The organism is Arthrobacter sp. R-11 (genome assembly GCF_049913155.1).
GTDB lineage: Bacteria > Actinomycetota > Actinomycetes > Actinomycetales > Micrococcaceae > Arthrobacter.
Map to the genome: position 1 here is coordinate 2187615 of NZ_CP183979.1, position 26481 is coordinate 2214095.

Genomic DNA, 26481 nt, shown 5'->3' on the forward strand with positions numbered 1-26481 from the left:
CCCTTCAGGACAGGACATCTCAGGACAGGACATCCTTGCTGGTGAACCGGCCGTACGCGACGGCGCCGGCGGCCAGGATGTAGCCCGCCTGCAGCAGGGCGTTGTCGCCGAACGTCGTCCAGGAGATTGGCTGGCGCAGCAGATCGGCGAAACCCAGCCAGTAATGGCTGAACAGCCACGGATGCAACCACTCCAGTTGCGGCAGGTTGTCGGCCACCTGGGACACAACTGACAGCACGACTGTCGCCGCCATGGCACCTACCGGGATGTCGGTGAAGGCCGAGATTGCCAGGCCGATTGCGGCAAGCCCCAGGAGTGACACCGCAATGTATGCGGCGATCAGCAGGGAGCGCAGCAGGGCCTCGCCGACGTCGACGGTGTCCCCCGAGAGGAGCGTCACCGGCCCCACCGGGAAGAGCGCGACGCCGGCCAACGTGCCGACGGCGGCGACGGTCACCGGCGCAGCCAGGCAGAAGACGGCCGCCGCGGCGTACTTGATGAGCAGGAGCCGGACGCGGCCGGCCGGGGCCACCAGCAGGTACCTGAGGGTGCCGAGGTTCGCTTCTCCGGCGATGGTGTCGCCGGCAACGACACCTACCGTGATGGGCAGGAACAGCGGCACGGACACCAGGAGTGCCGTCATGGCCACGAAGAGCCCGTTCTGGGAAATGCGGTCCAGGAATGCCGGGCCACGTCCCGGTGCTACAGGATGTGAGCTGAGCCGGACCGCCGTGGCTATGAGGATTGGAATCGCCGCGAGGGCGAGCAGCATGGCCCAAGTGCGGAGCCGCCGGAACAGCACTGAGAGTTCGGACGCCAGGAGCGCCCACGAACCCGAGCCCGCTCCCGTCGCCGCAGATGCGGGCCCGGGGGAACCGGGAGTCGAAGCTTCCCGTGCGGCCGCCACGGCTTCATCCTGCAACGTCGAACCCCTCTCCGGTCAGGGAAACGAAGCGCTCTTCGAGGCTGGCGTCTTCCACGCTGAAGCCTTGCACCCGCACGCCGGCCGCCACGAGGGCGGCCACGATATCTTCCGGCGCCACCTCGTGGCCCCGGGGACTGGTGCTGAACAGCCCGCCATGGTCTGCACCCTGCAAAACCCCTGCCGGATCGGTTTGCAGGCCCAGGCCCGAAAGGACGCGGGCCGCTGCGGCAACATCCGGTGTACGCAGCATGATCCTGGCCGTCCCGGCCGCGCGCAGCTCACGAAGCGTGCCCTGGGCCACGAGCTTGCCGACGCTCATGACACCCACATGGGTGCACATTTGTTCGACTTCGGCGAGCAGGTGGCTGGAGACGAACACCGTGGTGCCGCCGGCGGCCAGCGATCGCACCAGGCTGCGGACCTCCCGTGTTCCTTGGGGATCCAGGCCGTTGGTGGGCTCGTCCAGGACCAGCAGCTCGCGGGGCCGCAACAGGGCATTGGCGATTCCCAGGCGCTGTTTCATTCCCAGCGAGTACGCGCGCACCTTCTTGCCGGCGGCGTGGGACAGCCCCACGCGTTCCAGGGCCTCATCGACGCGTGCGGCCCGCGTGCTTCGCGGGGCGTGACGGTCCGCGGAGTCCAGCCTGCGCAGGTTCGCGGCTCCCGAGAGGAAAGGGTAGAACGCCGGTCCTTCCACCAGGGCGCCGACCTCCGGCAGGACGGCCGCCAAACCCGCCGGGATGGGCCTGCCAAGGACCCGGATCTCGCCGCTTGTTGCGGCGGCGAGGCCAAGCAGCAAACGGATGGCGGTGGTCTTCCCGGAGCCGTTGGGGCCCAGGAAGCCGAAAACGGAACCCCGCGGAACGGCGAGGTTGATGGAGTCGACGGCGGAGCGGTGGCCGAAGCGCTTGCTCAGGCCGTCACTTTCTATCGCCAGTCCAACTGACCCGGAAGTGTCGTTCATTGTGGGGCGGCCGCGGCCTGCAGCCGCTCAAGCGGCACCATTCCCGCGAACACCCGTCCGTCGTCGAGCATCAGGACCGTCACCAGGCTGGTAGTGAGGACCCGGCCGCCGGGCACGGCCTGCGTGAGCTGGGCGAGCGCAGGAGCGGAGCGGACGTCGGCAGGAACCATTCCTGCGGGGAAGCCCACCACCGCGTCCCAGCCCTTGCCGGTGAGGGTGGGCCGGGCCGCAGCGGGCTGCATCCCGGGAACGGGGTGTTTGGTGCCCGGAACCGGAGCCATGGGTGGACCTGTCTTCTCCTCCACCGAGGCACCCCGCGGCGGCGTGAAAGTGAACACGGACGATTCGGGGGCCGCAAGGCTGATGTCGCTGAACACGAACGAGAACCCGGGGGCGGCCTGTCCCCGCGCCCGCAGGTGGATTCCGAGCGGCAGGCCGGAGGCGGAGTCGACGGCGACAGTCACCGAATCGACCAAGGTCTCCGTACTGCGTGGCCTGAGGACCAATTGGTAGGCCGTACGGCCAGCCACGATGGCTGCGTCGCCGACCGTCACGTCGGTGCTGGGGTCGACGGCGGCGAGGAAGCGCTGGGCGAGGGCCTCAGGAGTCGCTATTCCCGGTGTCTCTGTTCCCGGTGTTTTCGGGTCGTGGCCAGCCGGTGCGTTCCCGGGAAGTAGGCGGGTTCCTGGTGCCGTGGCGTCCGGCAAGGTGATGTGGGCCGCACTGTTGTCCGCCGAGTTGTAGAGCCAGAGGTCGCTCCCGTTGCGGACGACGTCCCGCTCGGCGAGCGTGTCCATGATTTGGAACCGGACCTTCGACGGTCCATCCAGGTAGATCCGGGCGGTGTGCGGGGTGCCCAGCAGTTCGATCACGGCACCAAGGCCCTCGCTGGCACCCTGCCGGGCGGAAGGGAGGGGTCCTGCCGCGGGGAGTTGCGGAAGCCCCAGCTCAGATGTCTGGCGGAGTGTTCCAGACAGGGCGCGGACATCCGAATGGCCCATCATGGCAATGATCTCCGCGGCCGACTTCTGCGGGAGGCTGACGGCTGCCCCGGCTTGGTACGAACCGGCCAAAGCCGCGGCCGTCAGGACTGCAGGGACCAGTGCGGCCGGCAACCAGCGCCACCACGTACGGGTCATGGCAACCTCCCGGACCACCCGTGACCGGACCACACGCCAGCGGCGGTGGTCATGCTTCCAGAGTACTCCCGGCGGCGCTCCTATTCCCCGGCTACTGTGCGCACGAAATCCGCGCTCGGACCCGAATGGACGGCCCTCATCCGCTCAAACACGCCAATCCCTTCCTTCCCGGGCCAGTCCCCGGGAAGGAATTCCGGTGGCAGCCCAGGATCGAGGTACGGAATGACCCGCCAACTGTCGATGCACCGGACATACGCGGCAAAGGCCCCGGCAGACGGTGGTGAACCGTGACGGGCAGAAGGGTCCAGGATGGCAGCCCATTCCCCGATGAAGTCCCGGTGCAGGGCCGCGACCGCGTCAAGATCCCACCACTGTGCTGCCGCCTCCCGGAGGCTGCCGCCGGTCCGGTCTGCCCCGGGCATCGGGGTGTCCGTGATGAAGAGCGTGGCCTGATCCCGGAGCCCCAGCCCGTCCAGGACCTCCACGATTTCGGCCTGCCGGAAGGCCGGAGCGATCCATAGCCCCGCTGCCACCGTTCCACAGCCGGTCCAGTGCAAGCGGCGCCTGAGCTGGTGTCGCTTCTCCCGTTCAGTCTCGGGGATGGAAAAGGACACCAGGCACCAGCGGTCGCCGTCGGCCATGGCCTGCGGCGCAAAGATCCGGCTGTCTCCACGGGACAGCATCGTCGCGGCGTCGGGGGTCAGCCCGTAACCGGCGACGCCGTCCCGCGGCTGCTGCTCCAGGACTGCCTTCTTCTTCAGGCGGCTGAGCGCGGTCCGCGTCACCGCGGCAGGCACCTCCAGCGCCTCCATGAGGCGCAGGAAGGCCGACGCCGGCAGCCAGCCGCCGGCGTCGCGCAGGTACAGGCCGATCACCGTCCGCAGCAGGGAGGTAGTGCTCCCGGGGCGGGAGTCGACGTCGTCGAGGAAGGTGCTCACGAGAGCCCGAGCAGCACTTCGCGGATGGAGCGGATGCCGTGCTCGAGTTCCGCGAAGCCCGTGCTGAGCGGCGACAGGCCGATCCGGAGGCCGTGGGGCGGCCGGAAATCCGGGATGACACCGCGTTCCCAGAGCAACTGCGTGACTTCGGCGAAACGGGGGTGGTCCACGGTGATGTGCGAACCGCGTTCGGCGGCGTCCCGGGGGCTGGCCACTTCTGCCCCGAGGGGCACCAGGAGGGCATCCGCCAGTTCCAGTGCGTATTCGGTCAGCTTGACGGATTTCTCCCGGACGGCGTCCATGCCCACGGAGGCGATGAGCTCCACCATGTCCTTCAGCGGCTGCATTGCGAGAATGGGCGGGGTGCCGGTGATGAAGCGGCGGAGGTTGTCCGCGGGCCGGTAGCTTTCCGTCATCCCGAAGGGATCGTGCGCACCCATCCAGCCCCAGATGGGCTGCTGGAGCTGGCCCTGGAGCGCGCTGTTCACGTACGCGAAGGCGGGGGAGCCCGGGCCGCCGTTGAGGTATTTGTAGGTGCAGCCGACGGCGAGGGCCACGCCCCAGGCGTCCAGTTCCAGCGGGACCGAGCCCACGGAGTGGCACAGGTCCCACAGCATCAGCGCGCCGGCTTCGTGCACTAGTGCGGTGATGCCGGGCGCGTCGGCAAGGAAGCCGGAGCGGTAGGCGACGTGGCTGAGGACAACGACGGCGGTCCGTTCGTTGAGCAGCTCCGTCAGGTCCTCGGGGCGGACACCGCTGGCCGGGCGGGATTCCACCCAGCGGATGGTCGCGTTCCGCTCCACGGCGATGCCCTCGATGATGAAGCGGTCGGTGGGGAAGTTGTCCCGGTCCACGATGATCTCGTCGCGGCCCGGACGGGCATCGACCGCCGCCCGGATCAGCTTGTACAAGAGCACCGAGGTGGAGTCGCCGATGAAGGCCTGGCCGGGGGCGGCACCAAGCACCACCTCGCCCAGACGGTCGCCGACCGCCAGGGGCTCGTCCATCCACTTCTCATCCCAGCCCCGGATAAGCCGGCTGCCCCAGGCATCCTCCACGAAGCGTGGGAGTTTTTCCGCCGTGGCCTTCAGCGGCCTGCCCAGCGAATTGCCGTCCAGGTATGCAGAGAGCTGGGCGGTGTCCGGGCTGTAGAAGAGCTCGCGGCAGCCGGCCAGCGGATCGGCATTGTCCAGCGCAGCCGAGTCCAGGACGGCCGAGTCCAGGGAGGCCGAGTCCAGGACGGCCGAGGCGGCGGAAACGGGGACGCCCTGCCCTGCGGTGTCCGGTTCTGCGTTGAGTTTGGGTTCCGTGCTCAATGGATGCTCCTCACGTGGGCTCAGGGTGCGGCGCGAACGGCCGCCTGCACAGCAGGATAACACCAACGTGACGATCGTTTCGATAGTGAAATACGTGGATCTTGTCCTGCATGCCGGAAAGCCATTGCGGCCTGTTCTCCATGCCATGCCCGCGTTACTGTGGGACTGCCGGCGGGTGCGGCAGGCGCGGCCTCCGGCTGCAGGAGCCGCTATGTCCCGGGTGTCGTTGTACCTCGACGTCGATGGTGTCGTCAGTCCCTTCGCCGTGGAGGGCAGGACCAGTTGGGGGAGCGATTGGGCGCTGGCCGACGCCGGAGTCCTGGAGGTGGCGTTCGCGCCGGAACTGGTGGCCAAGTTGAATGTCCTGTCCCGGCGGCCGGGTGCGCGCTTTGTGTGGTTGACCACATGGGAGCGTCTCGCTCCCCAGTTCCTGTGTCCGGCCATCAAGCTTGACGGGCGGGATTGGCCCGTCCTCTCCAGCGCCGGGCGGGAACTGTCGCCGGACTGGTGGAAGCTGGACGCGATCCGCGGCGACGTCGCCCGCAATCCGGCGGATCGCCTTGTCTGGCTGGACGACCAGCTGGACAGCGAGCCGCGGGCGCTGGCCTGGGCCGACGCCTGGGGCGGCCGGATGCTGCACATTTCCCCCGATCCGCGCAAGGGCCTGACGCCCGACGACCTGGACGCCGTCGAGGCTTTCCTTTGAACCGGAATCCGCCGCCGGAGTGTTTTGACCTGCCCCCGATGCAACGTAGGATTCTTAAGGTTTCATGCTGGCCACGGAAGGCCTCCGCAAGGACAGGCAGGTGTACATCTGTTGAACATGCGGTGTGGCAGGCGCGGGGAGTGGAACTGCTGAACGTCGACTCTGCAGATTGGGCAACCAGGTGGAAATCACCTTCATGGTCGCGCTTGTCATAGCGCTGGCCTTATTTTTTGACTTCACCAACGGCTTCCACGACACCGCCAACGCGATGGCCACGCCCATCGCCACCGGCGCCATCAAGCCCAAGGCAGCGGTGGCGCTGGCCGCTGTGCTTAACCTGGTCGGCGCCTTCCTGTCCACCGAGGTCGCCAAGACGATCTCGGGCGGGCTCATCCGGGAGGGCGCAGACGGCATCCACATCACCCCGGAGATCATCTTCGCGGGCCTCATGGGCGCGATCCTCTGGAACATGTTCACCTGGCTCAAGGGCCTGCCGTCCAGCTCTTCGCATGCACTGTTCGGCGGACTCATCGGCGCGGCGATCGTCGGCATCGGCCTGCATTCGGTGAACTTCGAAACCGTGCTGCTCAAGGTGATCATGCCGGCCGTGTTCGCCCCGGTGATCGCCGGTGCGGTGGCCTACGTCTGCACGCGCCTCGCCTACGCCCTGACCTCCCGGCACGACCCGGAGACCGGTGACAAGCTCACCCAGAAGCGCGGCGGTTTCCGCACCGGCCAGATCTTCACCTCCAGCCTCGTGGCGCTGGCCCACGGCACCAACGACGCCCAGAAGACCATGGGCATCATCACCCTGGTTCTCATCTCCGCGGGTACCCAGGCGACCGGCAGCGGCCCGCAGTTCTGGGTGATCGCGGCCTGTGCCTTCGCCATCGCCATCGGTACCTATGCAGGTGGCTGGCGGATCATCCGCACCATGGGCTCCGGCCTCACGGAGGTCAAGCCCGCGCAGGGCTTCTCCGCGGAATCCAGCACCGCCTCGGCCATCCTCGCCTCCTCCCACCTCGGTTTCGCCCTTTCCACGACGCAGGTCGCCTCCGGGTCCGTCATCGGCTCCGGCCTCGGACGGAGGGGTACCACCGTACGCTGGGGCATGGTGGGCCGCATCGCCATCGGCTGGCTGCTGACCCTGCCGGCCGCCGCCGTCGTCGGTGCCCTTACCGCCCTGCTGGTAGGCGTCGGCACCGTGGGTGTGGTGATCGCCGCCGTGGTGGGCACCGCCGTCGTGATCTTCATGTTCCTGTACTCAAGGAAGTCGCACGTGGGCCACCACAACGCCGTGGAGGTCGAAGAGGCCGGAACGGCCGTCAGGTTCCAGAAGAAGAAGTCCGCCCGCAAGAAGGCAGCGGAGAACAAGAGCAAGGACGCCAAGCGATGAAGTGGTTGGAACTGCTGCAGGTTGCCGGAGCCACCCTGGTCTCCGCCGTGGTCCTGGTGGTCCTGTACTCCCTCGGCGTGCGCCTCACGGCAGTGGCCGGCGACGTCGAGAACAAGTCGCCGGTGCTGGTGCGTTCCCTGGCCTACCTGTGCTTCGCCGCATGCGGCGCCGCCGTACTCTTCGGCATCTACCTGATCGTGCCCTACTTCGGCAAGTAGCCCGCCGGCCCGGGCAGGCTCTGGCCGTTCAGTCCATTCGGGAGAATAATCGGCTGTGTAGCTGCGCAAGCTGACTGGCCGCCTTTCCCGGGGGCCATTGCGCCGCCCTGGGGCAGGTGTGGGGCCATGTTCGGACGGCTGAAACTGAACGGCACTTCCGGGACGATCCTTCCGGTGATCCTGGCTGCCTTTGCGCTGGTTTCCTGCGGCCCGCCGGCTGGATCGGAAAGCACCGGCGCTCAGCAGACGCCCGCCCTGACTTCTCCCAGCGTCCCGGCAAGCAGCGACCCGGCGCCGATGGAGCCTACCGTCCGGCCTGTTCCCGGCCCGCCGGCCCCCGATGTTCCGCCGCCCGCGGCGGCACCGGTGGTCCGGTGGATACCGATCGGCCCCGTCGGCCCCAACGATCCCCAGGAAGGGCGGATGTACCTGTTCGCTCAGGGCCGCGACTGCGACCAGCTTCGCGACGGCGTGGACGGCACCGCGTTCAAGGACGTGTGGCGTGCCGCCGAGGCCGTCTGCTATGCGCTGCGGGACGGGACCGGCGCGCTCTGGCAGGACGCGGCGACGGCGGTGGCCGCCGTCCAAGCGCCACCTGAGGGCCGCTGCCTGGAACTGGCCGTCCTCGCCGTGGCCCGCAGCGCCGTTGACTACCACAATGCAAACCCCGGAACCGCGGTCCCGCTGGAGCCGGGCAGCGGGGAAGCCTGCCCGCGGCGGCTCAGCGGACTGACGGTGGTCGACGAGAATTTCGTCCCCGTGCCGGGCCTCAGCCGCCCCTCCGGTCCGCGGTCCGGAGGCACCTGGGTCCGGCTGGACGGCTACTACGTACGGGTCTCGGAAATCCGGATCGACGGCCAGGACTCGGGCGTGGAAACCCGCACCGACGGCGACTATTTCCCGGTCTACTTCAAGACGCCACCAGCCGGCGACAAGGACTCGATCACCGTCTCGATCACCGACACCCTGGACGCGCCCGGTGAAGTGCAGTTCTTCTACGACGACGCCGCTCCCACCGGCGGCGCAGGCGGCTCCGCCACGCCTTCCGGGACGGAACCGCCCGAGCCCGCGAGCCCCGGACCGTCCGGGAGCACAGGCAGCACGGCTACCCCGTGAGCGGCACGACTGCAGGGACGGAAGCCCCGGACGCCAGAGCCAACGACGCCCGAGCCAACGACGCCGGAGCCAACGGCGCCGGAGTGCCGGAATCCGGCGCGCTGGACTCCGGTGCGGCGGATTCGGGTGCACAGGCGGGCGACAGTGGGCTGCTTGACACCCGCTGGCAGCGCACCCTGGAGGTCCTCTCGGTCATCGGCCCGCCGCTCACGGTGGCGACGGCCCTCCTGGTCTACTTCGGCTGGGCACGCAGCGACGCGCAGGCCAAGTCCATGGGCCTGGACGTGAGTCTTTTCGGCTACACCGTGCAGGACTTCATCCTGCGAAGCATCCAGTCGCTGTTCCGTCCGCTTGCCTGGCTTGCGCTCATCGGACTCGCGTGGCTTATGGCGGACCGCGCGCTCAGCAAAGTCATCGCGGGAGGCCGCTATCGGCGGGCCCTCGGACGTGGGGCCGCAGTCCTGGCCGCGGGCGGCTACCTGTTCGCCGCCGCCATGTGGATCCTCACCGTAACCCAGCCGGACCGCACCCTCCTCTACGTTCCCTATCTGATCGCCGGCGGCCTGCTGCTCGGCAGCTGGGGAGTTGCCCTGCGCCGGCGCGTGGCGCAATACGCTGCGCGCAGCCCGATCCTGACCCCGCGCGGACTGGAGCGCGCCTTCATGTTCATCCTGGTGACCTTGCTGCTGTTCTGGGGCACTGCCGACTATGCCCAGGCGCTCGGCCGCGGTGCCGCCGTCGACTACCAGGAACGGTCCGCGCTGCTGCCCACCGCCGTCGTCTACAGCAAGGAGCGGCTCGCCGTCTCGGCGCCGAACGTACTCGAGTCCTCTGCCGGCACCACCGCCGCGCCGCTCTACCGCTACAGCGGGCTGCGCCTGCTGGTCGTCAGCGGCGGCCGGATCTTCCTGCTCAACGACGGTTGGACCCTGAACGACGGCCGCGTGGTGGTGCTTCCCGACAACGGCAGCGTCCGGGTCGAGTACGGCAATCCCGCCTCTGGGAACCCCGCACCGCGGTAAGTACGCTGGGGCCATGTCCGATTTCCAGTACTACGTTGCATCGTCCCTCGACGGCTTCATCGCCACCCCCGACGACGACCTTGGCTGGCTCCTCCAGTTCGACAGCACCGAAGGTGTGGGCGAGGGCTACGAGGAGTTCATGGCCGGCGTCGGCTGCGTGGTCATGGGCGGCCAGACCTACCGCTGGCTGCTGCAGCACGAACCCGGCAAGTGGCCCTACCCGGACCTGCCCTGCTGGATCTTCACCCACCGCGAATACTCGGCGCCCGAGGGGGCGGACATCACCTTCGTCCGCGGCGACGTCGCCGAATTCGCGCAGGACCTGATCGACAGCGCGGCCGGCCGGAACGTGTGGCTGGTGGGCGGCGGGGACCTGGTGGCCCAGTTCGCGCGGGCGGGGCTGCTGGATGAGATCATCGTCACGCTGATTCCGGTGGCGCTCGGCTCGGGCAAGCAGCTGCTTCCCGTTGACGGCCCGACGGCGCCGCTTGAGTTGCTCTCTTCCCGCACCATCGGCGGGGCCGCCGTGGAGCTCCGGTACAGGCTTCCGGGCAGGAACGCCGGCTAGCATCCCGGGCGGCGCAGCCGCCTGCCCGCTCAGCGGCCCCGGTTGTCCCGGATCATGTTGGTGATACGCGCGGTAGACAGGCGCCGGCCGGCCGCGTCCGTCATGACGATCTCGTGCGTGGCGAGGGTGCCGCCGAGGTGGATCGCCGTGCAGGTCCCCGTGACAAGGCCGGCAGCGACCGAACGGTGGTGAGTGGCTCCAACTTCGATCCCGACGGCGTGGCGTCCGGGCCCGGCATGCAGGGAGGCCGCGAAGGAGCCGAGAGTCTCCGCCAGCACCACATGGGCGCCGCCGTGCAGGATCCCGGCCACCTGGGTGTTTCCTTCCACCGGCATGGTGGCGACGGACCGCTCCGGCCCCAGTTCCAGGAACCTGATACCCATCTTCACTACGAGCGCACCCACTCCGAAGCGATCCAGCCAGCCGTGATACTCCTGCGGAACACCGGCGGCGATGAGTTCCTCGGTGAACCGGCCCGGCGTGAAATTGTCCATCATGGCAACTAGGCTGGCACCTGTGAGCGAAACAACCAAACCGGCCGGTACCGTCGAAAACCAGGCCATCGAAGACACAGCCATCGAAATCTCTGCCGCCGGGGCCGCAACCCTTCCGGACGCTGTTCCGGGAACGGCGTCCGGCGGCCGGTCCCGGCTCCTGGTGCTTGACGGCCACTCGATGGCGTTCCGGGCCTTCTATGCACTCCCGGCCGAAAATTTCGCCACCTCCGCAGGCCAGCACACCAACGCCGTCCACGGCTTCACGTCAATGCTGATCAACCTGATCCGGGACCAGAAACCCACCCACGTCGCCGTTGCCTTCGACGTTTCGGACGACACCACGTTCCGCAAGGCCGAATACAGCGAGTACAAGGGCGGCCGCAACGAGACCCCGGCAGAGTTCGGCGGCCAGATCGGCCTCATCGAACGGGTCATGCACGCCTGGGGCATCAAGACCATCAAGATGCCCGGCTACGAAGCCGATGACATCCTTGCCACGCTCGCAGCCCAGGGCGAGGCGGCCGGTTTCGAAGTGCTCCTCGTCTCCGGGGACCGCGACTCCTTCCAGCTCATCACCGACAACGTCTTCGTCCTCTACCCGAGGAAGGGCGTTTCCGATATCCCGCGCATGGACGCCGCGGCCATCGAGGAAAAGTACTTCGTCACGCCGTCCCGCTACTCGGACCTCGCCGCCCTGGTGGGGGAGTCCGCGGACAACCTCGCCGGCGTCCCCGGCGTCGGCCCCAAGACCGCAGCGAAGTGGATCAACCTCTACGGCGGTCTGGAGGGGATCCTGGAGAACCTGGACGCGATCGGCGGAAAGGTGGGCGGGGCACTGCGCGAGAACATCGAGGCAGTCAAGCGGAACCGCCGCCTCAACCGCCTGCTGACGGACCTCGACCTCCCGGTCAGCCTGCAGGAGCTCGCCGAACCGCGGCCCGCCCGCCAGGCCATCGAAGAGCTCTTCGACGAGCTTGAATTCAAGACCCTCCGCACCCGGCTGTTCGACCTCTACGGTGACGACACCGCCGGTGCAGCGCCGGACACCATCGAAGCCCCGGAATTCGCCGTCCTGGAGGACGCGGCGGAACTGCAGGCCTTCTTCGCTGCCGGGGCCGGGATGCGTTCGGCCGTGGCCGTGCAGATGGTTCCCGGCCGGATCGGGAACGACGCCGAAGCCCTCGCCGTCGTGCGCGGCAACGGGGCCGCCTTCGTGGAACTGCCCAGGCTCGACGCCGCCGCTGAGGCCGTGGTCGCAGGATGGCTGAAGGACCCCGAAGAAGCCAAGGTGATGCACGAGTTCAAGGCCGCCCTGAAGGCCCTGCACCATCGCGGGCTCGGCCTCGAAGGCGTGGTCGATGACACCTCGATTTCCGGCTACCTGATCGAACCGGACCGGCGCAGCTACGACCTCCCGGAACTTGCCCAGCACCACCTGAAGATCACCCTGGCAAGCGGGGCGTCCGCGTCAGGGCAGCTCGAACTGGACCTCGGCGACGGCCCGGACGGCGCCGCCGCCACCGAACTGGTGCGGCAGGCCGCCGTCGTGCACACCCTCAGCAAGCACTTCGAAAAGGAACTCAGTGACCGCCAGGCCGGTGCGCTGCTGACCACCCTCGAACTGCCTGTCGCACGCGTGCTGGCGGCCATGGAGCTTGCCGGCATCGGCGTGTCCACGGACCGCATGAACGAACAGCTCGCCGACCTCTCCAAGGTGGTCCAGCACGCCCAGGAGCAGGCGTTCGCCGCGATCGGCCATGAAGTGAACCTGGGTTCGCCCAAGCAGCTGCAGACAGTGCTCTTCGAGGAACTCGGACTGCCGAAGACCAAGAAGATCAAGTCCGGTTACACCACGGACGCCGCCTCCCTGAAGGCCCTCCTGGAGAAGACCGGTCACGAATTCCTGGTCCAGCTCATGGCGCACCGCGAGTCGTCCAAGCTCGCCCAGATGGTGGAGACCCTCAAGAAGTCCGTGGCCGAGGACGGCCGCATCCATACGGACTACGCCCAGAACGTCGCTGCCACCGGACGTATCTCCTCGAACAACCCGAACCTGCAGAACATCCCGGTCCGCAGCGAGGAAGGCCGCCGGGTCCGCGGGATCTTCGTGGTCAGCGAAGGCTATGAATGCCTGCTCTCCGCCGACTACTCGCAGATCGAAATGCGCATCATGGCCCACCTTTCCGGGGACGAAGGACTGATCCAGGCCTACAAGGAGGGCGAAGACCTGCACCGCTACGTCGGTTCGCACATCTTCAACGTGGCACCTGAAGACGTCACCAGCGCCATGCGCTCCAAGGTCAAGGCGATGTCCTACGGCCTCGCGTACGGCCTGACCTCCTTCGGCCTGTCCAAGCAGCTGGAAATCTCGGTGGACGAGGCCCGCTCGCTCATGAAGGACTACTTCGACCGTTTCGGTGCGGTGCGCGATTACCTGCGGGGCGTCGTCGAACAGGCCCGCATCGACGGCTACACCTCCACCATCGAAGGCCGCCGCCGCTACCTGCCGGACCTCACCAGCACCAACCGGCAGCACCGCGAATTGGCCGAACGCATCGCCCTGAACTCACCCATCCAGGGATCGGCCGCGGACATCATCAAACGCGCCATGCTTGGCGTCTCCGCGGAACTGGCTGGCCAGGGCCTGAAGTCGCGTATGCTCCTGCAGGTCCACGACGAACTCGTCCTCGAGGTCGCCCCGGGTGAGCGGGAAGCCGTGGAGCAGTTGGTGGCCGCGCAGATGGGGTCGGCGGCAGAGCTGAGCGTCCCGCTGGACGTCCAGATCGGCGTCGGGACCAGCTGGCACGACGCCGGCCACTGAGGCCGCTTCAACGGAACCGCACGCAGGGCGCGCCGCCGGTATGGTGGCGCGCCCTGCTGCGTCTGGTTAGCGCCTAACCGCCTCCCAAAGCTCGCTTCGCTCACTTCGGGGCCCTCGGCGGTTAGGCTTGGGCGCGTGGCAGATCCCAATGAAAACTACGTCATCGAACGATTCCGATCCGCGCCCAGGGACCAACCCGGCTACCGCCAGGCACGCGACTGGATCCGAGCCGTCGGGCACGGCTTCCATGATGAACACCGCGCCGACGAACACATCGACAAGATCATCGAATTGCACCTGGCCGACGGCCGGGAACTGACAGGGGCCTACCTGAAGGGCGGCACGCCGTCCCACGCGCTGGACGCCGCGTACCCGGTGGCGACGTTCGGCAGCTTCGAAAAGGAGCTGAACATCGGCTTCGGCCGGCAGCTGCGCACGCACCTGATCACTTCCGTCACGGTCCGCGGCACCCACCGCCGCAAGGGCCTGTTGCGGCGGATGATGGAGGGCGACCTGGCGGCGGCGAAGGCTGCCGGGACCACGATGGCCGCGTTGACCGCCTCCGAGGCTTCGATCTACGGCCGCTTCGGCTTCGGCGTCGCCACCTTCGAACGGAGCATCAAGGTGGACACCGGCCCGAAGTTCCGGCTCCGCCATGAGCCCGTGGGCAGCGTGGAGATCGCTGACCCCGCGGTGCTGCTGGAACTGGCCCCCGCCCTCTTCGATCAGGCCCACCGCCGCACCCCGGGATCGATCGTGCGGCAGGACTTCTACCGCAACCACGTCTCAGGGACGCTCGGCCGCGACGGCAAGGAAGACCGGGCGGTCAAGGCGGCTTTACACTACGACGCCGACGGCGCCGTGGACGGGTACGTCTCCTACAAATTCGCCGGCTGGGACAGCAAGCCCTACACGGTGGAGGTGCTGGACATCGTGGCCGGCACGGACGCCGCCTACCTGGAGCTGTGGCAGTTCCTGGGCAGCATCGACCTCGTGGAACAGGTCAGCTGGCAGGACGCGCCCGTCGACGACCCGCTGGCCTGGGCCCTGGCAGACCCGCGCTGCGTTACGGATTCGGACCACCGGGACATGCTGTGGCTGCGGATCCTCGACGTTGCCGGGGCTCTTTCGGCCAGGAGCTACGCCGGCAGCGGCCGGCTGGTGCTCGACGTCAGCGACGGGCTTGGCCACGCCGAGGGCCGCTGGGTACTGGACGCCGCGGAGAACCGGGCCACGGTGGTTCCCGCGCCGGCGGGCGCTGCAGCGGACCTGTCCCTCGACGTCGCGGACCTCGGCTCGATCTACCTCGGCGCAGTCAGCCCGCTGACCCTGCTGGCCGCCGGTCGGATCCGGGAGCACACGCCGGGTGCCGCGTTCCGCGCCCGGCAGCTCTTCGCCGTCGAACGTCCCGCGCACTGCGCCACCCACTTCTAGATAGCCACTTCCGGCACCACCTCCCGCTCCAGCGGGCCATAACAGAACAGGAATCCATGGGGGACTCCATCGTCGGCGGCACCGGAACCGGTGCCCGACACATCGCGGCCGGGCGCCGCACCGTACTTCTTGCTGCCGCCGGGCTGGCGGCCACGGCGCTCGGCGCCTGCGCCGGCACGACCGAAAGCGGCCCGGCCGAAAGCCTGCCGGCTGCCCCGACTCCGGGGGAGCCCGGCAGTCCGGGAACCGCACACGCCGGGCCGAACACCACGGCTCTGACCGGCGGGGCCCCGAACGGCACGGCCCGCCGCGCAAGCAGTCTCCCGTCGCGCGCTGCCATCATCGCCCGTTTCGGGGACCGGCAGCCTACGGAATGGGGCATGGAAGTGCGCGGGGTCGCTACCCGCAGCAAGTCCAGGAAAGCCGTCCTCACCTTCGACGCTTGCGGTGGTCCCGGGGGAGCGGCGTGCGACGAGCGGCTCCTCGACACCCTTCGCGGACTAAGGGTCCCCGCCACGCTGTTCCTCAACGGGCGCTGGGTCGCGGCCAACCCGGAGCGCGCCGCCGCCCTTGCAGCGGATCCCCTCTTCGAACTGGCGAACCACGGCGCAGTGCACCGTCCGCTCTCAGTGGACGGACGCGAGGCCTACGGGATTCCCGGGACCGCGAACGTCGGCGAGGTGTATGACGAACTGACGGGCGCGAAGGCCGTGCTGGAGAAGCTGAGCGGCAAACCCTGCGGGTTCTTCCGCTCGGGAACGGCCCATTACGACGACGTCGCAGCCGCCATCGCGCGGCTGCTCGGCCAGGTGCCGGTGAACTTCAGCGTGAACGGCGACGGCGGGGCAACCTTCAGCGCCGGGCAGGTCGCCGCCGAACTGGCCGGGGTGCGGGGCGGCGACATCGTGATTTCGCACTTCAACCACCCTGGCAGCGGCACGGCTGCCGGCTACGCGGCGGCTTTGCCCCGCCTGCTGGACCGGGGCGTGGTCTTCGCACGCCTTGGCGAGGTGGGCGGGCTCCTGAGGTAACCGGCTGCCGCGGCGGCGCCGATTTTGACCCTTGTTGGCGCGTGCGACTAGAATGAACGGGCGTGTACTACGTGCACGCGATCAATACAATCCACAATTCAGGATGACCCGGCCTTGTGCTGTGTCCCGAAGCCCGGAACGGGAAGCGGGCGGTTTGCCTGACCGACATACTATCCACAACGGAGCCCCTACTACATGACCATCACCTCCACCGAGAAGCCCGGTACCCCCGTAGTCGCCATTAACGACATCGGTACCGCCGAGGACTTCCTCGCAGCTGTCGACGCCACCATCAAGTACTTCAACGACGGTGACCTCGTCGAAGGTACCGTCGTCAAGGTCGACCGCGACGAAGTTCTGCTCGACATCGGTTACAAGACCGAAGGTGTCATCCCCTCCCGCGAGCTTTCCATCAAGCACGATGTTGACCCGGGCGACGTTGTCGCCGTCGGCGATCAGGTCGAAGCCCTGGTGCTCACCAAGGAAGACAAAGAAGGCCGCCTGATCCTCTCCAAGAAGCGTGCTCAGTACGAGCGCGCCTGGGGCGACATCGAGAAGGTCAAGGAAGAAGACGGTGTCGTCACCGGTACCGTCATCGAGGTCGTCAAGGGTGGTCTTATCCTCGACATCGGCCTGCGCGGCTTCCTCCCCGCATCCCTCGTCGAAATGCGCCGCGTGCGCGACCTGGCTCCGTACATCGGTCAGCAGATCGAAGCCAAGATCATCGAGCTGGACAAGAACCGCAACAACGTTGTGCTGTCCCGCCGTGCATGGCTCGAGCAGACCCAGTCCGAGGTGCGCTCCACCTTCCTCAACAAGCTGGAAAAGGGCCAGGTCCGCCCCGGCGTCGTTTCCTCCATCGTCAACTTCGGTGCCTTCGTGGACCTGGGCGGCGTAGACGGCCTGGTTCACGTTTCCGAGCTGTCCTGGAAGCACATCGACCACCCGTCCGAGGTTGTCGAGGTCGGCCAGGAAGTCACCGTCGAGGTCCTCGAAGTGGATCTGGACCGCGAGCGTGTCTCCCTGTCCCTCAAGGCTACGCAGGAAGACCCGTGGCAGACCTTCGCCCGCACCCACGCCCTCGGCCAGGTTGTTCCGGGTAAGGTCACCAAGCTCGTTCCGTTCGGTGCGTTCGTTCGCGTCGAAGACGGCATCGAAGGCCTGGTCCACATCTCCGAGCTGGCTGTCCGCCACGTTGAACTGGCTGAGCAGGTTGTCTCCGTTGGCGACGAACTGTTCGTCAAGGTCATCGACATCGACCTCGAGCGCCGCCGCATCTCCCTCTCCCTCAAGCAGGCGAACGAGGGCGTTGACGCCGACAGCACCGAGTTCGACCCGGCTCTGTACGGCATGGCTGCCGAGTACGACGAAGAGGGCAACTACAAGTACCCCGAAGGCTTCGACCCCGAGTCCAACGAATGGCTCGAAGGCTACGAAGCACAGCGCGCCGCATGGGAGCAGCAGTACGCTGACGCCCAGGCACGTTGGGAAGCCCACAAGAAGCAGGTTGCACAGCACGCTGCTGACGACGCCGCTGCCGCCGCTTCCGGCGACAACGAGTCTGCTGCCACCAGCTACTCCTCCGAGCCGGCTGCTTCCGAGGTTTCCTCGGGTACCCTGGCTTCGGACGAGGCCCTCGCCGCACTGCGCGAGAAGCTCACCGGCAACTAATTCCGCTTTCCCGCACGGGAACAGCTGAATAGCCACGAAGGCGCCCCCTCCAGTTGGAGGGGGCGCCTTCCGTTTAAGGTCCGTGCGTGGTCACTTGCGGACATGTCCAGTGCACGTGCTTGCAGATGGACATAACCCGTTATGTCCATCGCCGACTTCAGAAACCGGACATGTCCAAGCTGCGATCGATCCATTCCGTCCCCTGCGGCAGCAGCCCCGCGCTGCCTGCCGTCAGCGCGGCCAGGCGCGCACCGGCGTCGGCGATGTCCGCCGCGTTGTCCGGCAAGGCGAGCCGCAGCACGGTGTGCTCGGCCTCGTAGCTGCTGTCCGCCATGACGAATCCCGCGGCCCGCAGCTCGTTCTCCAGGCGCCCGGCCTGGGCATGGGGGACGGGCACTGCGCAGATCCGGAGCCGGCTCCGCCGGACCAGCGGGGCGGCGTCCAGCGCGGAGGACACTGATTCGGAATAGGCGCGCACCAGTCCGCCGGCGCCCAGGAGGATGCCGCCGAAATAGCGCACGACGACGGCGCTCACGTCGCTGAGGTCGCTCACCCCGGGCAGGGTCTCCCGTTTGACCAAGGCCTCCAGCATGGGAATCCCGGCCGTGCCGGAAGGTTCGCCGTCGTCGCTGGAGCGCTGCACGTCTCGGTCCGGTCCCAGGACGAAGGCCGAGCAGTGGTGCCGGGCGTCATGGAATTCCTTGCGCAGCTCAGCCACGAGGGAACGCGCCGCGTCCTCGTCCGTGGCACGGCGCAGCACGGTGATGAAGCGGGAACGCTTGATTTCGAGTTCATGGCGGAGATCGCTGCCGGCTGCCAGCGTCGTGTACGCGGTGGCCCGGCTCTCTTGTTCTGGCACTGAGCCAGTTTAGGGTGGAGGGGTGCTGAAAATCGGACTCACGGGCGGGATCGCCTCCGGAAAATCCCTTGTCGCCCAGCGGTTCCGTGAACTCGGGGCGGTGCTGGTCGACGCCGACGTGATCGCCCGCGAAGTCGTGGAGCCCGGCACCGAGGGCCTCCGCCGGATCGTGGATGCCTTCGGCCTGGACATCGTGGACCGGGACGGCCGGCTGGACCGTGCCAGGCTTGGCGGAATCGTCTTCGCCGACCCCGGCCGCCGTGAAGTCCTCAACGGAATCGTCCACCCCCTCGTTCGTAGGCGTGCGGCCGAACTGCTGCAGTCGGCGCACCCCGGGGACATCGTGGTCCAGGACATCCCCTTGCTCGTCGAGACCATGCAGGGGAGCAGCTTCCACCTGGTGGTCGTCGTCGACGCCCCGGAAGAGCTGCGCGTGCAAAGGATGACCGGATTGCGCGGCCTGGCGGAGAACGAAGCACGTTCGCGGATCGCCGCGCAGGCAACACGGGATGAACGGCTGGCAGCGGCGGACGTGGTCCTGGACAATTCCGGCGACCCCGAAGACGTCCTCGCCCAGGTGGACCGCCTGTGGGAGGAACGGCTGCTGCCTTTTGCCGGGAACCTCGCTTCGGGCAGTCGCGCCGAACGCCCCGGCGGTGCCCGCCTGTCGCCGCCCGACCCCGCCTGGTCCGCCGTCGCGCAGCGGCTCGCCGCGCGGATCCGCAAGGCCGCACCGGAACTACTGGCCGTCGACCATGTCGGCTCGACGGCGGTCCCCGGACTGCCCGCCAAGGACGTCATCGATCTGCAGCTCACCGTTGATTCGCTCGCGACGGCGGATAAGCTCGCCCCCGCGCTGGGCGAGGCTGGCTTCCCCGCGGTGCCCGGCGCCTGGCGGGACACGGCGAAGCCCGGATTCGAGGATCCGGCGCTTTGGCAGAAACGTTTCCACGCGAATGCGGATCCCGGACAGCCCGCCAACGTCCACCTCCGCGTGGCTGGCAGTCCGGGCTGGCGCTACGCCCTGCTGTTCCGGGACTGGCTGCGCGCCGACGCGGACGCGCGGGCGGACTACGCCTTGCTGAAAGAAGAGCTGGCGGCGCAGTTCGCCGACGACGCGGGAACCGCCCGCTATGCCGAAGCGAAGGAACCCTGGTTCACCGAGCAGGCGCAGCCCCGCATGGAAGCCTGGGCCGAAAGCAGCGGCTGGCGGGCGCCGTCGTACTCCTGACGCCTCCGGAATGCACTGCCTCAGTGGACACGGCGTTTCAGGGGAGCAAGGCGTTTCAGGGGAGCAAGGCGGCGATGGCGCTTACTTCGATGAGGGCCCCGGGGGCACCCAGCCCGGCCACCCGCGCCGCCGTGACAAGGGGAGGGGCGCCCTCGCGGGCGAGCTGCGGGGCGATGGCACCGTAGGCGGCACCGAGATCGGCGTCGACGTGGATGAGCACGGTCCAGTGCACCACATCGGCCAATGAGGCACCGGCGGCCTCCAGGGCCAGCCGGGCATTCGCAACGGCTCTGAGCGACTGTTCGGCTACATCGTCCGAGACAACAGTGCCGCTGGCGTCCACGCCGTTCTGGCCACCGAGGTAGACCGTGGCTGCACCTGCCGGAACGACGGCGGCATGGCTGAAGGCGGGGCTGCGGACCAGCCCCTCGGGCTGCAGGTAGGTGATGTCCATGGCGCCATCGTGCCACGGAAACGGGTCAAACTGCCGCCGGAACGCGGACAGTAACTGTCCGCGGGCAGGGGTAGATTTGATGCATGAGCCTCGCCCAGGAAATCAACCGAGTCGTCGCGCCCTTCGAGGTCGTCAGCGAATACCAGCCTGCCGGTGACCAGCCGGCCGCCATCGGCGAACTCACCGAACGCATCAACAACGGTGAAAAGGACGTCGTGCTGCTCGGTGCCACCGGCACCGGCAAGAGCGCCACCACGGCCTGGCTGATCGAGCAGGTCCAGCGGCCCACGCTGGTGCTGGTCCAGAACAAGACCCTCGCGGCGCAGCTGGCCAACGAGTTCCGGGAACTGCTGCCGAACAACGCGGTGGAATACTTCGTTTCCTACTACGACTACTACCAGCCTGAGGCCTACGTCCCGCAGACGGACACCTTCATCGAGAAGGACTCCTCGATCAACGAGGAAGTGGAGCGGCTCCGACACTCGGCCACCAACGCCCTGCTCACCCGCCGGGACGTCATCGTCGTCGCCACCGTGTCGTGTATCTATGGCCTCGGCACACCGGAAGAGTACATCGCCGGAATGGTGACGCTCCGCAAGGGGGCGGAAATGAACCGGGACGACCTCCTGCGCAAGTTCGTGTCCATGCAATATGCCCGCAACGACATGGACTTCCACCGCGGCACCTTCCGCGTCCGTGGCGATACCGTGGAAATCATCCCCATGTACGAGGAACTGGCGTTGCGCATCGAGTTCTTCGGCGACGAAATCGAGAACATCTACACCCTCCACCCGGTCACCGGCGAGGTCATCCGCGAAGAGACCGAGATGTACGTCTTCCCGGCATCCCACTACGTCGCCGGTCCGGAGCGCATGGGCCGGGCCATCACGGCCATCGAGGACGAGCTTGCCGAGCGCCTCAAGGTGCTGGAGGGCCAGAACAAGCTGGTCGAGGCCCAGCGCCTGCGCATGCGCACCACCTACGACCTCGAAATGATGCAGCAGATGGGCTTCTGCAACGGCATCGAGAACTACTCCCGGCACATCGACGGCCGCGGTTCAGGCACCGCACCGCATTGCCTGCTGGACTATTTCCCGGACGACTTCCTGCTGGTCATCGACGAATCCCACGTGACTGTGCCGCAGATCGGCGCCATGTACGAAGGGGACATGTCCCGCAAGCGCACCCTGGTGGACCACGGCTTCCGCCTGCCCTCCGCCATGGACAACCGGCCGCTGAAGTGGGACGAGTTCCTGGAACGCATCGGCCAGACCGTCTACTTGTCGGCCACCCCCGGCAAGTATGAGCTCGGCAAGGCGGACGGCTTCGTGCAGCAGATCATCCGCCCCACCGGCCTGATCGACCCCGAAGTCATCGTCAAGCCCACCAAGGGCCAGATCGACGACCTCCTGGGCGAGATCCGCACCCGGGTGGAGCGGGACGAACGCGTCCTGGTCACCACCCTCACCAAACGCATGGCCGAAGACCTCACCGACTACCTGCTGGGCCACGGGGTCAAGGTGCAGTACCTGCACTCCGACGTCGATACCCTCCGCCGCGTGGAACTGCTGCGGGAACTCCGCATGGGCGTGTTCGACGTCCTGGTAGGCATCAACCTCCTCAGGGAAGGCTTGGACCTTCCCGAAGTGTCGCTGGTCAGCATCCTGGACGCAGACAAGGAGGGCTTCCTCCGTTCGTCCACCTCGTTGATCCAGACCATCGGCCGTGCGGCCCGTAACGTCTCCGGCCAGGTGCACATGTACGCGGACCGGATTACCGATTCCATGGCCCACGCCATCGAGGAAACCAACCGGCGCCGCGACATCCAGGTGAAGTACAACCAGGAAAACGGCATCGATCCGCAGCCGCTGCGCAAGAAGATCGCGGACATCACGGACCAGCTGGCACGCGAAGATGCCGACACCGATGCCCTGTTGGGAAGCTTCGACTACGGCAAGGGCAAGCGCGGCATCGCCTCATCCGCCAAACCCGGCGCCAAGGGGGCCAAGAAGGGTGCAGCCATCGTGCGCAGTGACGGCCTCGCTGCCGCTCCGGCGGAAGACCTCGTGGGACTCATCGAACAGCTGACTGAGCAGATGCATTCCGCCGCCGCGGAACTGCAGTTCGAAATCGCCGCGCGGCTACGTGACGAAGTGGGTGAGTTGAAGCGGGAACTGCGTCAAATGCAGTCAGCCGGGCACGCCTAGGGTAAAGTAATGCCCACGTAGGGGAGTATCCCAAGCGCTACGTCCGTCAGCACGCCAGGCACAGATGCCTCGCCGGACGCAGCGGGCCGCCGATTCAGCACCAAGTGCGCAGGCAGGCCGGAGAGACTTACACCGCTTTGACGTACCCTGCGAAAGGCACTTTTTCATGCAGCTTCCAGCCTGGTTTGAGGTCGGCTCTTTTGTCGTTCTCGGTATCATCCTGCTCGTCGACCTCCTCCTGGTGGTCAAGCGTCCCCACGAACCGTCCATGAAGGAAGCGGGGCTGTGGGTGGCCTTCTACGTCGCCCTGGCCCTCGCGTTCGCCGGCGCCATGTTCGCCTTCGCGGGCGTGGAACACGGCAGCCAGTTCATTGCCGGCTGGGTCACTGAGTACAGCCTGAGCATCGACAACCTGTTCGTCTTCATCATCATCATGGCCCGCTTCGCGGTACCCCGGAAATACCAGCAGGAAGTGCTGATGGTGGGCATCATCATCGCCCTGGTCCTGCGTGGCATCTTCATCGCGCTCGGCGCCGTGGTCATCGAACAGTTCAGCTGGGTCTTCTACATCTTCGGAGCCTTCCTGCTCTGGACCGCCTGGAAGCAGGCCAAGGACGAAGGCGAAGACGAAGAAGAAGGCTCCGAGAACCCCCTGGTGGCCAAGCTCCGCAAGGTCGTGCCGATGTCGGAGAAGTTCGACGGCGGCAAGCTGCGCACCACGGTCGACGGCAAGAAGCTCTTCACCCCCATGCTGATCGTCTTCGTGACCATCGGCATGACCGACCTGCTGTTCGCCGTCGACTCCATCCCGGCCATCTTCGGCCTCACCCAGAGCGCCTTCATCGTGTTCACCGCCAACATCTTCGCCCTCATGGGCCTGCGCCAGCTCTACTTCCTGCTGGGCGGCCTCATGAACCGCCTGGTCTACCTCAAGCACGCTCTGTCGGTCATCCTGGCCTTCATCGGCGTGAAGCTGGTGCTGCACGCGATGCACGTCAACGAGCTGCCGTTCATCAACGGCGGCCACCACATCGAATGGGCCCCGGAGATTCCCACCTTCGTGTCCCTCGCTGTCATCATCGGCACCATCATCATCGCGGTCGTGGCCAGCCTGCTCAGCCCGGCGGCCAAGCAGTCCAAACTGGACGCCCGCCTCGAAGAGGACTCCCGCAAGAGCCTGAGCGACGTCGACTGACGCCGTCCGGCGCCTTCTCCCGGAACCCCGGTCACCGATGTGACCGGGGTTCCGCCGTTTCCGGGAGCCGCGCGCGTGGTGCGGGGATATGCTCGGGTGGTGGCTTTGACTCCGACAGAAACCATCGATCCCGCAGCAGTCCAGCGCCGTTCCGTTGTCCTCCTGAGCGCAGCGCAGTTGCTCAGCGGCATCGGCAACGGCGCCACCCTCTCCATCGGCTCCCTGCTCGCGGTGCAGCTCAGCGGTTCCGAAGCGTGGGCGGGTTCCGTGACCACTGTCCTGACCCTCGCCGCGGCGGTCGCCGCCTTGCCCCTGGCAGGATTGGCAGAACGCCGCGGCCGGCGCATCGGACTCGTCACCGGGCTGCTCGCCGCGATGGCCGGCGCACTCCTGGTCATCGTGTCGGCCACCGCCGGAAGCTTCCTGCTGCTCCTTGTGGGCGGCGCCCTGCTGGGACTCGGATCCGCGGCGAACCTCCAGGCCCGTTTTGCCGCCGTCGACCTCGCCGCTCCGGAACGCCGCGGCCGCGACCTTTCCACCGTGGTCTGGTCCATCACCATCGGCGCCGTTGCGGGGCCCAACCTGATCCAACCCGGAGCCGCCGTCGGCGAGGCGCTCGGGCTTCCGGCCACCGCCGGGCCGTTCATCTTCTCCGTGGCCGGGCTCCTGCTGGCCGTAGTGCTGCTCCTTGCGGGATTGCGCCCGGACCCGTTGCTGCTCGCCCGAAGCCTGAGCAGGAAAGAGCCCGACGGCGGCCGTACCGGTCCGCGCCGCCGCTCCCTGGCGCTGGGGCTGAAGGCGGTCCGTTCCTCACCGATGTCCTTGCTCGCCCTGGCCTCGGTGGTGGGGGCGCACGGCATCATGGTCAGCATCATGTCCATGACGCCGCTACACCTGCAGCAGCTCGTCGAAGGACCGATGACCGAACACCACGGCGACCACGCCATGGGAACCGACGCGCTCACCATCATCGGCTTCACGATCTCGCTGCACATCGCCGGCATGTTCGCGCTCTCGCCGCTGATGGGCTGGCTGACTGACAAGGCCGGCAGGCTTCCGACGATCGGCCTGGGCTATGTGCTGCTGATTGCGGCCGCGTGCGTGGCGGGCTTCGGCCAGCACGAACCGGTGGCAGTCACCGCCGGCCTCGTAATCCTCGGCATGGGTTGGTCCGCCGCGACCATCGCCGGTTCCACTCTGCTGGCCGAAAGCGTGCCCCAGGAGGAACGCGTCACGGTGCAGGGCGTCTCGGACACGCTCATGGGCGCTGCGGGCGCGGTGGGCGGCGGTTTCTCAGGGCCGCTCCTGGCCTGGCTCGGCTACCAGGGACTGAACATGGCCGCGGGGGCCCTTGCCGCCGTCGTCATCGCCGCCGTCCTGCTCCGCATGTTCCGCAAGGAAGCGGCCACGGCCTAGGCGCGTCCATCTTCAGGCGCGGACCATCCCAAGCAGCCGCCGGAAGATCCCTTCGCCGTCCTCGCCGATGCCGTCGTGGTGGAAATCGGCTGTGGTCCATGCCTGCAGGCCGCGGACAGCCGCTGCGGTCTCCATCGACAGGCCGTAGTCGACGTAGATGTCGTCGCGGTAGACCGCGGCGGCAACCGGCACGCTGTTGGCCGCCAACTGCTCCAGGTCGTAGAGCGGAGCCCAGTCCGGCTTCTCCGCGAGCAGCCGGGCGACGTCGTGCAGGGGTTCCAAGGCGGGGTCCTGCTCGAAGTACCACGGGTAGACCATTTCGCCGGTGAGCAGGGGTTCGGCAGCATCGGGGCGGAACTGGGGGAATTCCTCCAGCACCCGCCAAGCCGCCCAGTCCGTGGCCTGGCCCTGGCCGTAGATCGATTCGTGCAGCACGGCGTACAGCGGATTGGCTGCGCGCGACACCTGGGAACGCACTTGCTCCAGGAATGCGTCGGAGAGGCGGTCGCCGCCCGGGGTGGCCACGAAGGCGTCCTCAAGGAGGTAATGCAGCGCGTCCACCCGGGTGTTGCCGCCCAGGAAGGAACCGACCATCTGGAAGCGCTCCGGGGTGAGGCGGCTGCCGTCGGGAAGCACTTCTTCCTGCCGGGCGAGGTGGCGCACGATCCGGGTCACCCGTTCGCGGTCCTCGGGGTACCAGGCGAAGTATTCGGCGTTGCGCTCGGCCACCCGTTGGAAGGTAGCGCGGTAGACCTGCTCGGCCGGTCCGTGCAGGGGCGCCAGGCCTCCGGTGATGAGGACCTCCTTCAGCCCGGCCGGTGCGAAGGACAGGTACGTCAGGGCGCAGAAGCCGCCGAAGCTCTGTCCCAGCACCGTCCAGGGTTCGGCGCCGAGCGCGGCACGGATCAGCTCGGCGTCCGCCACGATGGAGTCGGCCCGGAAAAAGGCCAGGTAAGCAGCCTGCTCTTCCGCGGTGCCACGCAGCGGGAGGGTGTTGCGGTCCACCGGGGTGGACAGGCCCGTGCCCCGCTGGTCCAGCATCAGGATCCGGAAGTCGCGCGCGGCCGCCTTCATCCACCCGGAAAGCGAAGTGACCCGGTTGCCCCGGCCGCCGGGACCGCCCTGCAGGAATAGCAGCCAAGGCAGCGCCGAGGCTTCGGCGTCGGAATGGTCCGTGGAGACATATTCCCGGGCGAAGACCGTGATTTCCGCGTCGGCCGGGCGCGAGTGGTCCAGGGGGACGGTGAAGAAATGCTCCACTGTCCGGAGGCCACGGAACTCGTGGCGTCCGGCAACGGTGTGGCCGGCCGCCAGGGCTGCGCCCGTCGGATTCCCGGTGGTCAGGGCGGCAAAAGCC

General features: G+C 67.6%; 23 protein-coding genes. 14 read left to right on the forward strand and 9 right to left on the reverse strand.

What is annotated here, in order from left to right:
- Positions 1–19: 19 nt before the first annotated feature.
- From ACN9M4_RS09825 to ACN9M4_RS09845, 5 genes are all read right to left on the reverse strand, one after another.
- Complete coding sequence (locus ACN9M4_RS09825; protein ID WP_426303334.1) at positions 20–907, reverse strand: ABC transporter permease; 888 nt, start codon at positions 905–907, stop codon at positions 20–22.
- A 4-nt stretch (positions 908–911) separates the two neighbouring features.
- Entirely contained in the window at positions 912–1889 is a 978-nt protein-coding gene (locus ACN9M4_RS09830; RefSeq protein ID WP_426303335.1) for an ABC transporter ATP-binding protein, read from the reverse strand.
- Positions 1886–3028, reverse strand: coding sequence for a LolA family protein (locus ACN9M4_RS09835; RefSeq protein ID WP_426303336.1), 1143 nt, complete (start codon positions 3026–3028; stop codon positions 1886–1888). Before ACN9M4_RS09835 ends, ACN9M4_RS09830 begins: the two co-directional genes overlap by 4 nt.
- An 80-nt stretch (positions 3029–3108) precedes the next feature.
- A complete protein-coding gene (locus tag ACN9M4_RS09840) occupies positions 3109–3966 on the reverse strand; it encodes a PaaX family transcriptional regulator C-terminal domain-containing protein (RefSeq protein WP_426303337.1) in 858 nt (285 codons plus the stop codon).
- Positions 3963–5204 carry a kynureninase gene (locus ACN9M4_RS09845; protein WP_426303441.1) on the reverse strand — a complete coding sequence of 414 codons (1242 nt, stop codon included), beginning with the start codon at positions 5202–5204 and terminating at the stop codon, positions 3963–3965. The genes ACN9M4_RS09840 and ACN9M4_RS09845 overlap by 4 nt, the downstream gene beginning before the upstream one ends.
- A 289-nt stretch (positions 5205–5493) precedes the next feature.
- On the opposite strand from ACN9M4_RS09845, the gene ACN9M4_RS09850 reads away from it, so the two are divergent.
- From ACN9M4_RS09850 to ACN9M4_RS09875, 6 genes are all read left to right on the forward strand, one after another.
- A complete protein-coding gene (locus tag ACN9M4_RS09850; protein WP_426303338.1) occupies positions 5494–5988 on the forward strand; it encodes an HAD domain-containing protein in 495 nt (164 codons plus the stop codon).
- A gap of 181 nt (positions 5989–6169) precedes the next feature.
- Positions 6170–7384: an anion permease gene (locus ACN9M4_RS09855; RefSeq protein WP_426303442.1), complete on the forward strand. Its 1215-nt coding sequence runs from the start codon at positions 6170–6172 to the stop codon at positions 7382–7384.
- Entirely contained in the window at positions 7381–7602 is a 222-nt protein-coding gene (locus ACN9M4_RS09860) for a hypothetical protein (RefSeq protein WP_426303339.1), read from the forward strand. The genes ACN9M4_RS09855 and ACN9M4_RS09860 overlap by 4 nt, the downstream gene beginning before the upstream one ends.
- 126 nt (positions 7603–7728) lie before the next feature.
- A complete protein-coding gene (locus tag ACN9M4_RS09865) occupies positions 7729–8718 on the forward strand; it encodes a hypothetical protein (protein ID WP_426303340.1) in 990 nt (329 codons plus the stop codon).
- Positions 8715–9740 (forward strand): hypothetical protein, encoded by a 1026-nt coding sequence (locus ACN9M4_RS09870; RefSeq protein WP_426303341.1) that lies wholly within the window; start codon positions 8715–8717, stop codon positions 9738–9740. Before ACN9M4_RS09865 ends, ACN9M4_RS09870 begins: the two co-directional genes overlap by 4 nt.
- Positions 9741–9753: 13 nt before the next feature.
- The gene (locus ACN9M4_RS09875) at positions 9754–10308 is read left to right on the forward strand and encodes a dihydrofolate reductase family protein (protein WP_426303342.1); all 555 of its coding nucleotides are present in this window, start codon (positions 9754–9756) and stop codon (positions 10306–10308) included.
- A 29-nt stretch (positions 10309–10337) separates the two neighbouring features.
- Here ACN9M4_RS09875 and ACN9M4_RS09880 read toward each other — a convergent pair whose 3' ends face one another.
- Positions 10338–10805 carry a hotdog fold thioesterase gene (locus ACN9M4_RS09880; protein ID WP_426303343.1) on the reverse strand — a complete coding sequence of 156 codons (468 nt, stop codon included), beginning with the start codon at positions 10803–10805 and terminating at the stop codon, positions 10338–10340.
- Between the two features lie 178 nt (positions 10806–10983).
- Between ACN9M4_RS09880 and polA the strand changes: the two genes are divergently transcribed.
- The 4 genes from polA (at position 10984) to rpsA (ending at position 17762) form a co-directional block, all read left to right on the forward strand.
- The gene (gene polA, locus ACN9M4_RS09885; protein ID WP_426303443.1) at positions 10984–13626 is read left to right on the forward strand and encodes a DNA polymerase I; all 2643 of its coding nucleotides are present in this window, start codon (positions 10984–10986) and stop codon (positions 13624–13626) included.
- Between the two features lie 135 nt (positions 13627–13761).
- Positions 13762–15060 (forward strand): GNAT family N-acetyltransferase, encoded by a 1299-nt coding sequence (locus ACN9M4_RS09890; RefSeq protein WP_426303344.1) that lies wholly within the window; start codon positions 13762–13764, stop codon positions 15058–15060.
- Between the two features lie 56 nt (positions 15061–15116).
- Entirely contained in the window at positions 15117–16091 is a 975-nt protein-coding gene (locus tag ACN9M4_RS09895; protein ID WP_426303345.1) for a polysaccharide deacetylase family protein, read from the forward strand.
- A gap of 195 nt (positions 16092–16286) precedes the next feature.
- The gene (gene rpsA, locus ACN9M4_RS09900; protein ID WP_426303346.1) at positions 16287–17762 is read left to right on the forward strand and encodes a 30S ribosomal protein S1; all 1476 of its coding nucleotides are present in this window, start codon (positions 16287–16289) and stop codon (positions 17760–17762) included.
- A 157-nt stretch (positions 17763–17919) separates the two neighbouring features.
- Here the strand turns inward: rpsA and ACN9M4_RS09905 are convergent, their stop codons facing one another.
- The gene (locus tag ACN9M4_RS09905) at positions 17920–18621 is read right to left on the reverse strand and encodes an IMPACT family protein (RefSeq protein ID WP_426303347.1); all 702 of its coding nucleotides are present in this window, start codon (positions 18619–18621) and stop codon (positions 17920–17922) included.
- Positions 18622–18643: 22 nt separating this feature from the next.
- Here ACN9M4_RS09905 and coaE point away from each other — a divergent pair, with 22 nt between their 5' ends.
- Entirely contained in the window at positions 18644–19852 is a 1209-nt protein-coding gene (coaE, locus tag ACN9M4_RS09910; RefSeq protein ID WP_426303348.1) for a dephospho-CoA kinase, read from the forward strand.
- A gap of 55 nt (positions 19853–19907) precedes the next feature.
- Here coaE and ACN9M4_RS09915 read toward each other — a convergent pair whose 3' ends face one another.
- Positions 19908–20306 carry a RidA family protein gene (locus ACN9M4_RS09915; protein ID WP_426303349.1) on the reverse strand — a complete coding sequence of 133 codons (399 nt, stop codon included), beginning with the start codon at positions 20304–20306 and terminating at the stop codon, positions 19908–19910.
- A gap of 83 nt (positions 20307–20389) precedes the next feature.
- Here ACN9M4_RS09915 and uvrB point away from each other — a divergent pair, with 83 nt between their 5' ends.
- The 3 genes from uvrB to ACN9M4_RS09930 all read left to right on the forward strand — a co-directional run bounded on the left by uvrB (position 20390) and on the right by ACN9M4_RS09930 (position 25124).
- Positions 20390–22513 carry an excinuclease ABC subunit UvrB gene (gene uvrB / locus ACN9M4_RS09920; protein ID WP_426303350.1) on the forward strand — a complete coding sequence of 708 codons (2124 nt, stop codon included), beginning with the start codon at positions 20390–20392 and terminating at the stop codon, positions 22511–22513.
- 166 nt (positions 22514–22679) lie between these two features.
- On the forward strand, positions 22680–23708 hold the full coding sequence (locus ACN9M4_RS09925; RefSeq protein WP_426303351.1) for a TerC family protein: 1029 nt from the start codon (positions 22680–22682) through the stop codon (positions 23706–23708).
- Between the two features lie 99 nt (positions 23709–23807).
- On the forward strand, positions 23808–25124 hold the full coding sequence (locus ACN9M4_RS09930) for an MFS transporter (protein ID WP_426303352.1): 1317 nt from the start codon (positions 23808–23810) through the stop codon (positions 25122–25124).
- A gap of 12 nt (positions 25125–25136) precedes the next feature.
- Here ACN9M4_RS09930 and ACN9M4_RS09935 read toward each other — a convergent pair whose 3' ends face one another.
- Positions 25137–26468, reverse strand: coding sequence for an alpha/beta fold hydrolase (locus ACN9M4_RS09935; protein ID WP_426303444.1), 1332 nt, complete (start codon positions 26466–26468; stop codon positions 25137–25139).
- Positions 26469–26481: the final 13 nt, after the last annotated feature.

What these genes read in the sequence shown, in the direction of transcription:
- ACN9M4_RS09895 (WP_426303345.1), top strand. Translation starts at nt 15,117, where the DNA reads ATGGGGGACTCCATCGTCGGCGGCACCGGAACCGGTGCCCGACACATC.
- ACN9M4_RS09830 (WP_426303335.1), bottom strand. Translation starts at nt 1,889, where the DNA reads ATGAACGACACTTCCGGGTCAGTTGGACTGGCGATAGAAAGTGACGGC.
- polA (WP_426303443.1), top strand. Translation starts at nt 10,984, where the DNA reads ATGGCGTTCCGGGCCTTCTATGCACTCCCGGCCGAAAATTTCGCCACC.
- ACN9M4_RS09875 (WP_426303342.1), top strand. Translation starts at nt 9,754, where the DNA reads ATGTCCGATTTCCAGTACTACGTTGCATCGTCCCTCGACGGCTTCATC.
- ACN9M4_RS09925 (WP_426303351.1), top strand. Translation starts at nt 22,680, where the DNA reads ATGCAGCTTCCAGCCTGGTTTGAGGTCGGCTCTTTTGTCGTTCTCGGT.
- ACN9M4_RS09835 (WP_426303336.1), bottom strand. Translation starts at nt 3,028, where the DNA reads ATGACCCGTACGTGGTGGCGCTGGTTGCCGGCCGCACTGGTCCCTGCA.
- ACN9M4_RS09850 (WP_426303338.1), top strand. Translation starts at nt 5,494, where the DNA reads ATGTCCCGGGTGTCGTTGTACCTCGACGTCGATGGTGTCGTCAGTCCC.
- rpsA (WP_426303346.1), top strand. Translation starts at nt 16,287, where the DNA reads ATGACCATCACCTCCACCGAGAAGCCCGGTACCCCCGTAGTCGCCATT.
- ACN9M4_RS09915 (WP_426303349.1), bottom strand. Translation starts at nt 20,306, where the DNA reads ATGGACATCACCTACCTGCAGCCCGAGGGGCTGGTCCGCAGCCCCGCC.
- ACN9M4_RS09860 (WP_426303339.1), top strand. Translation starts at nt 7,381, where the DNA reads ATGAAGTGGTTGGAACTGCTGCAGGTTGCCGGAGCCACCCTGGTCTCC.
- uvrB (WP_426303350.1), top strand. Translation starts at nt 20,390, where the DNA reads ATGAGCCTCGCCCAGGAAATCAACCGAGTCGTCGCGCCCTTCGAGGTC.
- ACN9M4_RS09880 (WP_426303343.1), bottom strand. Translation starts at nt 10,805, where the DNA reads ATGATGGACAATTTCACGCCGGGCCGGTTCACCGAGGAACTCATCGCC.
- ACN9M4_RS09865 (WP_426303340.1), top strand. Translation starts at nt 7,729, where the DNA reads ATGTTCGGACGGCTGAAACTGAACGGCACTTCCGGGACGATCCTTCCG.